The organism is Centipeda sp. (in: firmicutes) (assembly GCF_057271695.1).
The window spans coordinates 20,701-35,835 of the sequence record NZ_DBHIVL010000018.1 but is presented as its reverse complement, the minus strand read 5'-3'; the positions used below and the strand labels follow the sequence as shown (position 1 = coordinate 35,835).

General features: G+C 53.4%; 12 protein-coding genes. All 12 read left to right on the top strand.

Annotated features, from left to right (window positions below; translation table 11 throughout):
* The coding region (locus tag ACO6BQ_RS04520) for a hypothetical protein (protein ID WP_489119727.1) at positions 1 to 800 on the top strand (800 nt) is incomplete at its 5' end.
* 912 nt (positions 801 to 1,712) lie between these two features.
* Entirely contained in the window at positions 1,713 to 3,242 is a 1,530-nt protein-coding gene (locus tag ACO6BQ_RS04515; RefSeq protein ID WP_489119726.1) for a YifB family Mg chelatase-like AAA ATPase, read from the top strand.
* Between the two features lie 22 nt (positions 3,243 to 3,264).
* A complete protein-coding gene (gene cutA, locus ACO6BQ_RS04510; RefSeq protein ID WP_489119725.1) occupies positions 3,265 to 3,603 on the top strand; it encodes a divalent cation tolerance protein CutA in 339 nt (112 codons plus the stop codon).
* A gap of 86 nt (positions 3,604 to 3,689) precedes the next feature.
* Complete coding sequence (locus ACO6BQ_RS04505) at positions 3,690 to 4,631, top strand: hypothetical protein (protein WP_489119724.1); 942 nt, start codon at positions 3,690 to 3,692, stop codon at positions 4,629 to 4,631.
* A gap of 7 nt (positions 4,632 to 4,638) precedes the next feature.
* On the top strand, positions 4,639 to 5,325 hold the full coding sequence (locus ACO6BQ_RS04500; RefSeq protein ID WP_489119730.1) for a glycosyltransferase family protein: 687 nt from the start codon (positions 4,639 to 4,641) through the stop codon (positions 5,323 to 5,325).
* Between the two features lie 32 nt (positions 5,326 to 5,357).
* Entirely contained in the window at positions 5,358 to 7,121 is a 1,764-nt protein-coding gene (locus ACO6BQ_RS04495; RefSeq protein ID WP_489119723.1) for an O-linked N-acetylglucosamine transferase, SPINDLY family protein, read from the top strand.
* A gap of 22 nt (positions 7,122 to 7,143) precedes the next feature.
* A complete protein-coding gene (locus ACO6BQ_RS04490) occupies positions 7,144 to 10,536 on the top strand; it encodes a DNA polymerase III subunit alpha (RefSeq protein WP_489119722.1) in 3,393 nt (1,130 codons plus the stop codon).
* Between the two features lie 8 nt (positions 10,537 to 10,544).
* Entirely contained in the window at positions 10,545 to 11,387 is an 843-nt protein-coding gene (locus tag ACO6BQ_RS04485; protein ID WP_489119721.1) for a pseudouridine synthase, read from the top strand.
* Positions 11,272 to 12,525: a BaiN/RdsA family NAD(P)/FAD-dependent oxidoreductase gene (locus ACO6BQ_RS04480; RefSeq protein WP_489119720.1), complete on the top strand. Its 1,254-nt coding sequence runs from the start codon at positions 11,272 to 11,274 to the stop codon at positions 12,523 to 12,525. Before ACO6BQ_RS04485 ends, ACO6BQ_RS04480 begins: the two co-directional genes overlap by 116 nt.
* 4 nt (positions 12,526 to 12,529) lie before the next feature.
* Positions 12,530 to 13,834: a 3-phosphoshikimate 1-carboxyvinyltransferase gene (gene aroA, locus ACO6BQ_RS04475; protein ID WP_489119719.1), complete on the top strand. Its 1,305-nt coding sequence runs from the start codon at positions 12,530 to 12,532 to the stop codon at positions 13,832 to 13,834.
* A gap of 17 nt (positions 13,835 to 13,851) precedes the next feature.
* Positions 13,852 to 14,505, top strand: a complete 654-nt coding sequence (gene cmk, locus ACO6BQ_RS04470) for a (d)CMP kinase (protein WP_489119718.1) — start codon at positions 13,852 to 13,854, stop codon at positions 14,503 to 14,505.
* A gap of 12 nt (positions 14,506 to 14,517) precedes the next feature.
* Entirely contained in the window at positions 14,518 to 15,120 is a 603-nt protein-coding gene (locus ACO6BQ_RS04465; protein ID WP_489119717.1) for a lysophospholipid acyltransferase family protein, read from the top strand.
* Positions 15,121 to 15,135: the final 15 nt, after the last annotated feature.

The window sequence follows — 15,135 nt, the reverse complement described above, 5'->3', positions numbered from 1 at the left end:
TTACTTTATCTAAAATCCTTGCGAAGAAGTTGTCAACTTTATTTATACAACATCAACTTTGCATTTTTCTATGTTGCACAATATTCACACTCAATTTCTTGATAACGTATTATGATCCACCAAAGGCACATCAGGAAGTGACAGTGCAAAAGAGCGAGGAGGAACTTTTGCGGGAGAAAATTGACGAAAGTCTCATACAGACCATCTATATACCTCAGCCGGAAGATCATAATAATACGCCATTTTTTGCTAAGATCGAAAACACATCGAATCAGCGCTTTAAAGGAAGTATTAGAACGACAGATAGTTTAATTGTTGAGGGGCTAAGAAACGGTTGGATTGATCTGGATTTAGAGCCACGTGAATCCAAAATACTCCCTGGAAATTCACTGCCTCCTGCGAATGGAAAGGTGGAGATCGTTATCAAGGGACGTTTTCTCGATAAGCGTTACGAGAAGGATGCTAGCCTCGACTACCATATTGAATCTTCTCACTTTATGGGGGATGGAAAGCTAACGCACTACGAAATGTTTGTATATGTGCCACCTAACACGCCCGATGAAACTTACATTCGAATCGCACGAGAAGTCAAACACAACTATGCCAACAGTTTTGCAATGACGACTGTTCGTTTCTGCGATCGGAGGATATTCCCCGAACTCAACGATACAAAGATACTGTTTTCACACAACAATATTTTAAAGAAGAGCCGCATTATGTTCTACACCACCGATGAAACGAATATGAGGCTTTTACCCGATGGTGCTTCGGAGCGCAAGATTATCAATATTGGTGAGTGAAATTGGAGTAGCACGAATCTAAGAGCGAAGCTTGGGGGAACGCTTCTACCTGTCTGTGGATGAGCTTTCTGGTGTATGTATTGCAGAAGCGTTGCGACTTCTTGTGTCGCTCTTTGCCAAGAAGCTTCAAGAGTAGTCGATGTTCAATGAGTGGGGAGATACAGGAGCAGTTGGAGGTTTCCCTGCCCGAACTATTGTTCTTACTGTCACAAAAACTGCAAAAATGTGCATAACGGTTGTATTTTTCAGTCACAAAGCTATGTTTTTCAAATCTTGGCGATGTGCGAAGTTTGAGTTAAGTACCAACAAAAATATTGTAGGTTGTAAAATTAAGTTGCACAGAAAAAATTCCATTAGTTAATTTCTTTCTCTGTGCAACTTATTCTTGCAATCCACCGGATAAAATTATTCTTGATGCCGAGTTCCCATCGGTGCAAGCTTTTTCTGATGGAACGTTGGACGTATCTGGCTGGATGCGTGATGACTTCAACATTGACCTCTTTTTCAAGAAACTGCGTGTACAAATTCTTTATCTTGGAAAACAAGATTATCTCCGCATGAAACTCAGGAGGTTAATGGCAAGATATGGTTATCAACGACGGTCGAAAGATTTTGTACGTTTCCTAAAAATTCTGCTCGTTTTTTACCATATTCAAACTGCACTTCGCGGAAATGATATTTGTGATGTAGAGACAATGGGCAGTCTCGATGATATGCTTACATTTCGCGTGGTGTAAAGATAGGAGCGTTGTAGTAAAGATTGAAGAATGTCCCTAGAACCTCACACAACAGAGATTCCATTCGTCACCTCTGACGTTTGGAATCTCTTTTTCTTTTGCAAAGAATCATTAGCCATCTTCCCCTTTCTTGTGTTATAATTTTCTTATATTTGAAACGTAGGAGGGAAGGCCGTTGTTTGCAAAGACCTATGGTGCGACGACCCTCGGGATAGATGGACGGATTATCGACGTTGAGGTGGATGTGTCGCCCGGGCTGCCGGGCTTTGAGCTGGTGGGGCTTCCCGATACGTCGGTGAAGGAGTCGAAGGAGCGCGTGCGCACTGCGATTCGTAACTCCGGTATGCAGCTGCGACAGGAGCGTGTGACGGTCAATCTTGCACCCGCCGATGTGCGAAAGGACAGTTCGGGGCTTGATCTGCCAATTGCGGTTGGTCTCCTTGCATCCTACGGTATGGTTCCCGAGGCGGCAGTGCAGAGTGCGCTTTTCTCGGCAGAGCTTTCCCTTGATGGGAACTGCCGTCCGATCAGCGGCATTCTCCCGATGGCGATTACGGCGCGAGAACATGGGGTGACGGAGTTTTACGTTGCACCGTCGAATGCAGACGAGGCACTCCTGATTGACGGGCTGAAGGTCTATGCGGTCGAGAATCTGGCACAGCTTGTGCGTCATTTGACTGGCACAGAGGTGCTGACTCCTGCCATACCGAATCATATCGAAACACAAAAAGATGCTGCCTTCACCGATGACTTTGCGGATGTGCAGGGACAGTATCAGGCGAAACGTGCGCTTGAGATTGCGGCGGCAGGAGGGCACAATGTCCTCATGGTTGGCGTTCCCGGCTCGGGCAAGACGATGCTGGCGCGTCGGATGCCTTCGATTCTGCCGGAGCTGACGAAGGAAGAAGCCATTGAGATCACGAAGATTTATAGCATCTCGGGACTGCTCGGCAAGGACACGGGACTTGTGACGACGCGCCCCTTCCGCAGTCCGCATCATACCTCCTCCACAGTGGCGATGATCGGCGGTGGGAGCATCCCGCGTCCGGGCGAGGTGACACTCGCACATCACGGCGTGCTCTTTCTCGACGAGCTGCCGGAGTTCAGCAAGAAGACGCTTGAGGTCCTGCGTGAGCCGATCGAGGATCGCCAGATTACGGTGTCGCGTGCGAATGCGACGCTGACCTTTCCCTCTAGTATCATTTTGGTAGCCGCGATGAATCCATGTCCTTGTGGATTCAGTGGCGACAAAGATCATATATGTGAATGTTCTGCGGGGGAGATCAAACGATATACGCGTAAGTTGTCGGGACCGCTGCTCGATCGCATTGATCTTCATATTCGTGTGTCACGCGTGGCATATTCGGATCTTCACACCACACGTAGGGCTGAGCCCTCCAAATCAATTCGTCAGCGTGTTGTGGCAGCTCGCATCATTCAGCGTGAGCGATTGCAGAGACACAACCTCTTTTGTAATGCACAGATGAATCACAGCATGCTAAAGAAATATTGTCGGCTTGCGCAGGAGGCTGAGGGTTTGCTTGAGGCGGCATTTCACCGCATCAACCTATCGGCGCGTTCTCATGACCGCATCATCAAGGTAGCACGGACGATTGCCGATCTCGGGCAAAGTCCCGTCATCACGGCGGCGCATATTGCTGAGGCGATACAACTGCGCTCGGATGTTGGATTGAATATCGAGTGATGTTACAGATGGAGTGTATATAATGGATGCGCAAACGAAATATGTAAAACTCGAAATCTTTATCCCTGAAACACATTTTTCGCAGCTTCGGAATGCACTGCGGGCAGTGGGAGCGGGGCAGAGCGGAAACTATGACAGCTGTCTCGCCTATTCGCGTGTCATCGGTTCGTGGCGTCCACTTGAGGGGGCTTCGCCGTACGAGGGGACAATTGGGGAGCTTTGTGAGGCATCCGAGCTCAAGGTGGAGGTTCGTGTGGAGCTGAGTCGTCTGGAGAAAACCATGGCGGCAATTCGCGCCGTACATCCATACGAGACACCAGTCATTTTCACGATTCCGCTCTTGGATGAAAACGAGGTATAGGGACTGCAAGCTCTTTACAGATTGTGATATAATAGGAAAGTCTATGTTTCCAGAGTCGCGATCATTGTGAAATGGAGGAGCAACGCTTGGCTGAGAAAATTCGACTGGAACTGCTCTCTTTTCTGCAGCCAAATGCTGCTTTGCTGCGTGTGCTGGTCGTAGAGAGTCTGAGCTATCTGCCGGAGTTGCGCAGAATGTTTCCGCGGGCGGAGCTCTATGCTGTTACAGCAGATATGGATGCGATGGAGATGGATGTTCCTGCGGGCGTTCATTGGCAGATTCTCGATTATCTGAGCGTTCCACTTCCATATACGCACGGATATTTTGACTATATCATATCTGACCTTACGCTGGAGAAGGCGGACAATCCGCAGGATATTGCTGCAGGATTTTCGATGTTTCTCAAGGAGACAGGAACATTTTTGACGAGCTTTCGCAACATACGCCACTGGTCTGTACTGAAAAATTTAATGGAGGGACATTATTATAATATTGTGTCTCGCCTCTATACGAGAGCTGAATTTGAGAATCTTCTTTACGCGTCCTTTTACAAAAGCATCCGTGTGCAGCAACAGAAACGGGAGGCTCCGACGGGGCTGATTGAGTGCCTTGTCACTGCCGGTTTTGAGAATGAGCTTGATGATCTCGAGACAGAGTTTTATTTTGTGCGTGCGGATCGCTCCATGCCGGAGTTGTCGCTCCTCAAATCGATGTATACGAAGGCTGCGCGCGAGCAGATGGTGCGCTTGATTCACCGAATTGAGTACGACGTAGAGCGAGTGTCTTCGGTACAGTCCTTGTGGGAGTTGCTGGATCGTCTTTCTATATTCCCTGCCTATGCAGCTTCTTTTGTCCGTGAGACTGTTGTTCATACAGAAGTGTTCTATCGTCGTTTGTCAATGAACTATGATGGGCGAGATGCATTTATTTATGAGATGTTGGGTGTAAGTGCGATGGAGTGTGTCGATCCTGTGGATCGGGAGTTGTATTACAGCTTGCAGAGAGAATTTGCACATGGGAAAAAATAGAGAAATGATGGATATGGATCAGAATAAAGTAGCATTTATCTCCTGCGTCAACGATGAAGATATGTACAGTGAGTGCCTTTTGTACTTGAAATCGCTGTATATCCCAGATGGCATGTCGATCGAATACATTCCTGTACGCAACGCTGCTTCCATGTGTGCGGGTTACAACGAAGGGGCGCGTGCCTCTGACGCAAAATACAAAATCTATCTGCATCAGGATGTGCTTGTCGTCAATAAGGATATTATTGCCGATCTGCTTTCGATCTTTGAAGATCCGACGATCGGTCTTGTCGGCATGATTGGCTGCCGCAGTCTCCCGCGTTCCGGTGTCTGGTGGGATGGTCTGCGTACCTATGGGCGCGTCCTGCATCACTGCGAGCCGGAGAGCGTGGTGGACTCGCACTGCATGGAACCGGAGGGCAACTATATCGATGTCGAGGCCGTAGATGGACTCTTCCTCGCGACACAGTATGGTATCCGTTGGCGTGAGGATCTGTTTACGGGGTGGCATCTCTATGACACGTCGATGTGTATGGAGATGAAGCGGCACGAGTTTCGCGTGGTTGTTCCGAATCAGGAAGAAGATTTTTGGTGCATTCACTGTCCGCGTGAGAAGCCGCTTGCGCCGGAATATAAACGGTATCAGAAGATCTTTCTGCATGAGTATGGTGCAGAGCTGCATCCCGAGGTCTAAGCAGAATATGCGTGGAAAGGAGGTTTTTATCTATGCAGGAGCAGCCGCCCAAGGCAGAGCATACGGCGGAGGAAAAGATCAACTGGCTGAGACTCGCGACAAAATTTTCTGCGGATGGTGATCTAAAGGGGATGCGTGCCTGTGCTCAAGAGGTGAACCGTCTCATGGCGGGCGATGTCGATGCGATGGCGGTCAATGCCGAGGTTGCGCTCTACAGTGGACGCATTGACGAGGCAGAGGAGCTTGCGGAGAAGGTGCTGCGTGTTCAGCCGCGGCATCCGCGTGCGCGTATGGTTCAGGCAGGACTGGCCGCGTTGGAGTTCCGTCTGGACGATGAGATCCCTCTGCTTGCCGACCTGATCGAGGAGCTGGCGCATAAGGCAAAGGTGCTGGGGGAGGAGGATCTCTCCTACACGATCTATCATCAGATGCTGAAACGCGCACGCGGGTGGCTCGCCGATGCACTCTATCTCGCGGGAGAGGCAAAGGGGGCTGCGCATGAGCTCCTCATGTCCAGCCGTCTTGCCGATGAAGCAGATGAGGCAGCGGAGCTCTACAGTAAATATCTCTTCATGCGGAACTACCGCCATCTCGGTGCAAAGGATGGCCGTCTCAAGGCGGAACATTATGATCGACTGCTGGATGTGAGCCCTTATGTGCATGGAAATGTTTCCAGATCGGCTCAGAAAAAACTGCGCGTCGGCTACATATCGCCTGACTTTCGTGAGCATTCGGTCTCGTACTTTTTGACACCTTTGCTGCGTCGTTTTGATGGCGAACAGTTTATGGTGTTTTGCTACGCTACGGGGCGCAGTGATGCCGTGACGGAGCGGCTTCGCACGCGACGCGTGACATGGCGCGATCTGCGCGGTCGTCCGCCACGCACGGCGGCACGTCTGATTGCAGAGGACAAAATCGATATACTGGTCGATCTTTCCGGACATTCACAGGACAATGCTCTGCCGATTATGGCTTATCGTCCTGCTCCTGTTCAGATCTCCGGTATCGGGTATACGAATACAACGGGGCTTCATGCCATCGACTATTTCCTTTCGGACGAAATCTGTATTCCGAAGGGGGATCTTCAGGCGGAGGCTGGGTTTTCGGAGCGCATTCTGAGATTGCCGCATTCGCATCTTTGTTATGCCCCCGAGGAAATCCGTGCAATGCCGGAGGCGGGCTATGAGCCGCCCCTGCGTAAAAACGGATATGTTACATTTGGCTCATTCAACAATTTCGCGAAGGTTACGGATGAGGTGCTGCTCCTATGGCGCGGTATCCTTGAATCTGTGCGCGGCTCAAAACTCGTCATCAAGGGAAAGATATGCAGCATTGACTCCGGGATCAATTTTGCAAAAAAACGTCTCTCCATGCTGAATTATAACTTGGCGCGTGTAGAGTTCCGTCCGTATAGCCCGGACTATCTGGAGCAGTATCGGGACATTGACATTGCGCTCGACACTGCGCCATACAACGGCGGGTTGACGACGTGCGAGGCACTCTACATGGGAGTTCCCGTTATTTCGCTACGTGGGCGCACGCACGGGTCTCGTTTTGGTGCGTCCATTCTGGCGAACGCGGGGGTGCGTGAACTCGTTGCCGAAAATGACATCAACTATGTGCGGCGAGCCGTGCAGCTTGCCGAGTCTCCGAAGCTGTTGGAGGCGTATCATATGGGGCTGCGGGCAAATATGAAGCGATCCCCGCTCATGAATGTCGAGAACTATATGGAAGAACTTGAGACGGCATATCAGGAGATTTGGGAAGACTTCTGCAAAAACGCTGCACGTGCGTAATGTATAAGAGAGGAGGAACAGAATGGCCTTTGCCCATCTGCATGTGCATACGGAATACAGTCTGCTGGATGGCGCGAGCCGTGTCAAGGAGCTGATTCGACGCACAAAGGAACTTGGGATGGATTCGGTTGCCATCACCGATCACGGTGTCATGTATGGTGCTGTCCGATTCTATAAGGAGGCAAAGGCGCAGGGGGTTCACCCTGTCATCGGCTGTGAGGTCTATCTGGCACCGGGCATGCGACAGGAACGTGCGGAGGTGGACGGAACCCGATACTATCATCTGATTCTTCTTGCTGAAAACGAAACGGGCTATCGCAATCTGGTTGAGCTAATATCCCTCGCAAATATCGAGGGATATTATTATAAGCCGCGTATTGACAAAGAGCTTCTTCGTCAATACCATGAGGGGATTATCGCACTCTCTGCATGTGTGGCAGGGGAGATTCCACAGGCAATCCTGCGCGGGAACAACGAGCGGGCAGAGGCTCTGGTTGCAGAGTATGTGGAGATCTTTGGGCAGGATAATTTTTTTCTGGAGATTCAGGATCATGGACTGCCCGAGGAAAAGACAGTCAACCGTGCTCTGCGTGAGCTTGCAAAAAAATACGATATCGGACTTGTTGCTACAAATGATGTGCACTATGTTCATGCAGATGACAGCGAATTTCATGACATCCTTCTCTGTGTGCAGACGGGGCGGACGATCAATGATCCCGATCGTATGCGCTTTTCCGGTCCCGACTACTATCTGAAATCAGAGGAGGAGATGGCAGCTCTCTTTGCGGATTACCCCGAGGCACTTGAGAATACGGCGAAGATTGCCGCACGCTGTCAGGTGGACTTCACCTTTGGGGAGCTGCAGCTGCCGTTTTATCCATTACCTGAGCACTTTGAGAGCGACGATGCCTATCTGCGTGCACTCTGCGAGGAGCGTCTTTCCTCACGCTATGCGGATGTTACGGACGAGATTCGTACGCGTCTGGACTATGAGCTGGACGTTATTCACGGCATGGGATATGCCAGCTACTTTTTGATTGTCTGGGACTTTATTGTCTATGCGCGTGGACACAGTGTAGAAGTCGGCCCCGGGCGCGGTTCTGCGGCGGGCAGTATTGTCGCCTATCTGTTGGGGATCACGAATATTGACCCGCTGCGCTATGCGCTCCTCTTTGAGCGATTCCTCAATCCCGAACGCGTATCCATGCCGGATATTGATATCGACTTTGACGATATCAATCGCGGTCGGGTTATTTCGTATGTCAAAGAACGCTATGGTGAGAATCATGTCGCTCAGATTGCCACGTTTGGAACGATGGGGGCAAAGGGCGCAATTCGCGATGTTGGGCGCGTGCTTGAAATGTCGTTCAGCGAAGTATCTGCCATTACCAAGCTTGTTCCTGCGGAACTAAACATCACGTTGGAGCGCGCCCTCAAAGAGTCGTCGGACTTCCGTCGTCTCTATGACGAGGACGAGAGTGTTCGCAGGGTGATCGACCTTGCGCGGAGGATCGAGGGGCTGCCGCGCAATATCTCCATTCATGCGGCAGGCGTTGTGATTGCGAAGGAGCCGCTTGCAAGCCAGGTGCCCGTCTGGGTCTCGGAGGGGACGCTCGTTACGGAGTTCGACAAAGACGATGTGGAGGCACTCGGTCTGCTCAAGATGGACTTTCTGGGGCTGCGTACCCTCACCATTATTGCAGATACAGTGCGTCATGTACGTGCATCGCATGGGATTGAACTGGATGTCGATGCAATTCCTATGGTGGATGAGAAAACATCACAAATGCTGTGTGATGGAGATACAGGAGCTGTCTTTCAGATGGAGTCAGCGGGCATGACGAATCTTGTCAAGGATCTTCAGCCGAAGGGATTTGTGGATTTGATTCCGACCGTTGCCCTTTATCGACCGGGTCCCTTGGGCAGCGGCATGGTGACGGACTTCATCGACGGTCTGCATGGGAAAAAAGAGGTTGTCTATATGCATCCTCTCCTTGAGCCGATCCTAAAGGAGACATTCGGCGTTGTGCTCTATCAGGAGCAGGTCATGCAGATTGTGCAGGTACTTGCGGGGTTCAGTCTCGGACAGGCGGATCTGCTGCGCCGTGCAATGGGGAAAAAGAAACATGACCTCTTGATGGCACAGAAGGAAATCTTTTTACAGGGCTGTGCGAAGAACGGGCTTGAGACATCGCTGGCGAACCATATCTTTGATCTCTTGACGCACTTTGCGGACTATGGTTTCAACAAGTCCCACAGTGCCGCCTACGGTCTGCTTGCGTGGCAGACGGCATATCTCAAGGCACATTATCCCGTGGAGTTTATGGCGGGCGTACTGACGAGCATTATGGACAAGACGGACAAGATCCCCGTCTACATTCAGCTCTGCCGCCAGATGGGGATCAAGATCCTGCCACCGGATATCAACTCAAGTGCGGCGACGTTCGGCATCGAGGATGGCGCAATTCGCTTCGGGCTTGCTGCTGTCCGCAACGTCGGCGAGAATGCGATTGTAAGCATGGAACGTGTACGTGCGGAGGGCGGGAAGTTTCGCTCGCTTGTCGATTTCTGTGCGCGTGTTGATATGCGTGCGGTCAATAAACGTGCGCTTGAAAGCCTCATCAAATGCGGCGCGTTTGACAGCATCGGTACGGAGCGCAACCAACTGCTTGCATCCCTCGATGCTGCGATGCAGGACGCAGCTCGTCGTCAGCGCGATGTGCTGAGCGGACAGGGCGGGCTCTTTGGCGAGGAAACGATGGAGGAGGTTCAGCAGATTGCCGTCTCCGCAGATGTTCCGCCGAGTACGGCACGCGAGCGTTTGACGTGGGAAAAGGAAACGACAGGCTTTTATATTACAGGGCACCCACTGGACGATTACAGTGATACGCTCTCTGCCCTGCTCTCCATCGGTGAAATCCCCACTACCGTGCGCAAGGATCGCCAGCTTGTACGCATCGGCGGTATACTGACGAGTACGAAGCGTTTTACAACGAAGAAGGGCGACACGATGCTCTTTGCGGAGCTGGAGGATTTCAGCGGCAAGATTGAGGTGACGGTGTTTCCGCGTGTGTTCTATGCACATGTCTCCGCTCTGGAGCCGGATGCAATCATCGTTGTGGAGGGGCGCGTCGATACGAAGGGCGAGGAGCCAAAGCTGCTTGCCGAGGAGATCTGGCGGATGAATGAGTATCGCTCTTCCTTCTACCTGATTCCGCAGACAAATGTTGATCGCCGTACGCTATGGACGGCGATGCAGGAGATTTTCGCTACGCACCCGGGGGATCATCCTGTCTATGTGCAAAGTGAGGGACGATGGCGCAGGCTGGGCGAGACGTATTGGATTGACGGATCGAAAGAAGCGCAGAGCGCACTCACTCGTCTGATGGGCGAAAGTGCAGTCAAAATGCGATAGGAAGCGAAATGGAAGAACGATTGCAGAAAATCCTCAGCAATGCGGGCGTGGCGTCACGCCGTGCGGCAGAGGTGATGATTCGTGCGGGGCGGGTCAGTGTGGATGGTGCTGTCGTGACGGAGCTCGGCTCGAAATATGATGCTATGCGTCATGTCATTGCCGTCGATGGCAACCGTATTCAGGCAGAGGAAAAGCGATTTTACATTCTCCTCAACAAGCCGCGCGGATATCTCTCGACGGCGCGGGACAATCGGGGGCGCAAAACGGTGCTCGATCTCCTGCCCGATCTCCCTGCGCGGCTCTATCCCGTGGGACGGCTCGATGCCGATACGGAGGGGCTGCTCCTCATCACGAACGATGGAGCACTGACGCAGGGGCTGCTCCATCCACGCTATGAGATCGACAAGGTCTACCATGCAGAGGTGATGGGAGAGGTCACGGCAGAGGGGCTGGAACAGCTGCGCCGTGGCATCCTGCTCGAAGATGGCAGAACCGCCCCCGCACGTCTGCGCGTATTGCGCGCAGAGGATGGACGTACCGTGGTCGAGACGATCATTCATGAGGGGCGCAACCGACAGGTGCGCCGTATGTTTGCCGCGATTGGCTGCCGTGTCGCGGCACTCAGACGCGTGCGATTTGCACGGCTGACGCTGCGCGGACTTGTCTGCGGTGCATACAGGCATCTGACGGCGGAGGAGATTCGGGAACTTCGTGAAATTGCGGGGGTGACAGAGCGTGAAAAGAATCATTGTGGTGGGGGCGGGGCCTGCGGGCATGATGGCAGCGGCGGCAGCGGCAGAGTGCGGAGGGAGCGTTCTGCTTCTCGAGAAGATGCCGCGTGTCGGGCGTAAGATGATGATTACGGGAAAAGGACGCTGCAACGTCACAAGCGCCGATGATGTTCCCGATATCATCAAAAATACTGTCGGGAACGGCAGATTCCTCAACAGCAGCATACGTGCCTTTGACAATGCGGATGTGATGGCATTCTTTGAGGGACTGGGCGTTCCGCTCAAGACCGAGCGCGGCAACCGTGTCTTTCCGACGAGTGATCGTGCCGCCGATGTCGTGGATGCCATGCTGAAATACCTGCGTGATCAAAAGGTCGAGATTCGGACGAATGCGGCAGTCAGTGCGCTCATCATCGAGCATGGAGAATTATGCGGTGTGCGTCTCGCGGATGGTGGGGAGGTCGAGGCAGATGCCGTGATTCTCGCGATGGGCGGCGCCTCCTATCCGGCGACGGGTTCGACGGGGGACGGCTACGCTCTCGCAGTCGCAGCAGGACATACGATCGTGCCGATTTTTCCAGCACTTGTCCCTCTAGTGATGCAGGAAATGTGGGTGAAGGACGTGCAGGGGCTATCCCTGCGGAACGTGCGAGCGACCTTGTATCATGCGGGGAAGAAGGAGCAGGAGTTCTTCGGAGAGATGCTCTTTACGCATTTTGGCGTAACGGGACCGATCATCCTTCAACTGAGCCGTCGTGCTTCGGAACTGCTCATGTCAGGGGCAAAGGAGCTTTTGCTTCGTCTGAATTTGAAGCCCGCGCTGACGCATGAGAAATTGCGGGAACGTGTGGATCGGGACTTTACGGCGTACGAACAGAAGCAGCTTCATAACGGCATGGTCGACCTTCTGCCCAAGCGACTGATTGACCCCGTTCTTCGTGCAGCAGAGCTTTCACCCGAGCACGTCGTCGGACAGATTTCGGCAAAGGAGCGGGAGCGGCTCGTGCGTACATTACAGGCACTTCCACTCACGATCATAGGGACACGTCCCATTGCCGAAGCGATTGTGACGGCGGGTGGTGTCGCGACGCGTGAGATCGATCCGCGCACGATGGAATCCAAACTTGTGAAACATCTCTATTTCGTCGGCGAACTGGTCGATGTGGATGCCTATACGGGCGGCTACAATTTGCAGGCAGCGTTTTCGATGGGACATGCTGCCGGCTGCCACAGTGTATGGGCTTTGGAAGGGGCATAAGTGAATGGCTGAGATGAAAACGATTGAAGCCGCGCGGCATGGATGGCGGGGCGCGATTGATATCCCCGGAGACAAGTCCATCTCGCACCGCAGCGTCATGTTTGCGGGGCTCGGGGATACGCCTGTGCATATTCGCAACTTCCTCCATGCGGCGGATTGTCTCTCGACGGTCAATGTGATGCGTGCGCTCGGCAGCACGGTCGCATTTTTGAACGACAACGAACTGATTGTTACGGGAAAAGGTCTGCATGGACTGACAGAACCGATGACCGTACTGGATGCGGGAAACTCGGGGACGACGCTGCGTCTGATGATGGGTCTGCTCGCGCCGCAGCAGTTTCTCTCGGTGTTCTGCGGTGACGCATCGCTGACGCGCCGCCCGATGGGGCGCGTGCTCCTGCCGCTCTCTGCGATGGGGGCACAAATCTACGGGCGAAATACAAACAACAACCTCCCGCTTACGATTGTACCGACGGGAGAGAAGCTGCGCGGCATCCACTATGAGAGCCCTGTTGCGAGCGCACAGGTCAAGTCTGCAATCCTGCTCGCAGGGCTCTATGCGGATGCACCGACCACCGTGACAGAGCCATATGTATCGCGTGACCATACGGAGCAGATGCTCGCGGGCTTTGGCGTGCGTTTGGAGCGCACAGGGACGAACGTTACTGTTTTTCCTGTGGAGGAGGGGGGCTATCGTGCGCCCGAGGAAATCACAGTGCCGGGGGATATCAGCTCGGCAGCATACTTCCTCGTCGCGGGCAGTATCATTGAGGACAGCAGTCTTTTGCTGCGGAATGTAGGCATCAACCCGACACGCACGGGCATTCTGGATGTGCTTACAGAGATGGGGGCGTATATCACGCTCCAAAATGAGCGCACGAGCGGCGGCGAGCGCGTGGCGGATCTCACGGTCGAGACAGCCCCCCTGCGCGGTGTGTCTTTTGGTGCGGAGATCATGCCGCGCCTCATCGACGAGATTCCGATTATCGCTGTCGCCGCGCTATTTGCCGAGGGTGATACCGTCATCACGGGCGCAGGCGAACTGCGCGTGAAGGAGACAGATCGTCTTCATGCGATTGCGACGGAGTTCCAAAAGCTCGCTCCCGGCAGCATCGAGGAGCGCGAGGATGGGCTTATCATTCATGGAAAAACAGAGATCCAAAGGGCGCAGGTGAGCAGTTACGGCGATCATCGCATGGCAATGTCGCTTGCTGTCCTCGGTGCGGCGGCGAAGGGCGTCATCATCGAGGAGCCGGGCAGCGTGAATATTTCCTACCCGACATTTTTTTCCGAAATTGAGCGGCTGTGAATGAGGAGGATTTTGATATGAAACGTGTGATAGCGATTGATGGACCTGCCGGTGCGGGCAAGAGCACCGTTGCAAAGATTGTGGCGGAAAAACTCGGTTATACCTACATCGACACGGGGGCGATGTACCGCGGTGTCGCGTGGAAGACGCTGCAGCAGTCGCAGGAGGCGCGTGATGCGGATATTCTGCGTGCCGTCCAAGACATCGACGTGCGTCTTGCCTGTACGGAGAGCGGCACGCGCGTCACGGTCGACGGCACGGATGTGACACGTGAGATTCGCACGCCAGAGGTCACGCATATCGTCTCGCGTGTCGCTGCGCTTGGTCCTGTGCGTGAAAAGATGGTGGAGCTGCAGCGTGCGATGGCGGCGGACGCTGCAGTCGTCATGGACGGGCGCGACATCGGGACGAATGTGCTCCCGAATGCCGATGTGAAGATATTCCTGACGGCATCCGTCGAGGAGCGTGCACGTCGGCGGTATGACGAGATGAAGGAAAAGGGCTATGTGGTCGATTTCGACGAACTAAAACAGGAGATTGCATCGCGTGACAAACAGGACAGTGAGCGCGAAATTTCACCGCTCCGTCAAGCGGAAGACGCGATTCTGCTCGATTCGACGACGCTTTCCATTGACGAAGTGGTTGCACGCATTTTGGAACTCTCGGAATAGGCGGGGGCAGTCATGCTGTACGGATTTTTACAGATTGCATTTCGGCTCTTTTTTTACATCGTCTTCCGCACGCGCGTCTACGGACGTGAGAACATCCCCGCAGAGGGGGCGGTGATTCTCGCCGCGAACCACGCGAGCAACATCGATCCGCCGTTCATGGCGAGCCTTATCGACCGTCCCGTCAGCTATATGGCAAAGGTCGAGCTGTTCGAGAATCCGATCTTTGCGGCGGCGATTCGCCGCTGCCATGCGTTCCCCGTGAAGCGTGGCGAATCCGACCGCGGCGCGATCAAGGCGGCGGTCACGGTGCTCAAGGAGGGGCGTGTGCTCGGACTTTTCCCGGAGGGGACGCGCAGCAAGACGGGTGAACTGCAAAAGGCGGAGGCAGGCGTCGCCCTGATTGCAGCCATGACAGGTGCACCGATTGTACCCGTCGCCATCCTCAACACACACCGCATCTTCTCCAATGGCGGACTTATTCCGCAGCTGCGCATTATGTACGGAGAGCCGATCACGTTCGACGGCGACCGTAAGAGCAAGGAGGCACTGGATGCGTTCTCTGCCGAGATCATGGCACACATTGCACGCATGAAGGATGAGCTCGCACAAAAATAAGAGAGTGAGATGGGA

Excerpts from the sequence above, each read along its gene's own strand:
- cutA (WP_489119725.1), top strand. The coding sequence starts at position 3,265 with ATGGATGCGCAAACGAAATATGTAAAACTCGAAATCTTTATCCCTGAA.
- ACO6BQ_RS04485 (WP_489119721.1), top strand. The coding sequence starts at position 10,545 with ATGGAAGAACGATTGCAGAAAATCCTCAGCAATGCGGGCGTGGCGTCA.
- cmk (WP_489119718.1), top strand. The coding sequence starts at position 13,852 with ATGAAACGTGTGATAGCGATTGATGGACCTGCCGGTGCGGGCAAGAGC.
- ACO6BQ_RS04500 (WP_489119730.1), top strand. The coding sequence starts at position 4,639 with ATGGATATGGATCAGAATAAAGTAGCATTTATCTCCTGCGTCAACGAT.
- aroA (WP_489119719.1), top strand. The coding sequence starts at position 12,530 with ATGGCTGAGATGAAAACGATTGAAGCCGCGCGGCATGGATGGCGGGGC.
- ACO6BQ_RS04465 (WP_489119717.1), top strand. The coding sequence starts at position 14,518 with ATGCTGTACGGATTTTTACAGATTGCATTTCGGCTCTTTTTTTACATC.
- ACO6BQ_RS04495 (WP_489119723.1), top strand. The coding sequence starts at position 5,358 with ATGCAGGAGCAGCCGCCCAAGGCAGAGCATACGGCGGAGGAAAAGATC.
- ACO6BQ_RS04490 (WP_489119722.1), top strand. The coding sequence starts at position 7,144 with ATGGCCTTTGCCCATCTGCATGTGCATACGGAATACAGTCTGCTGGAT.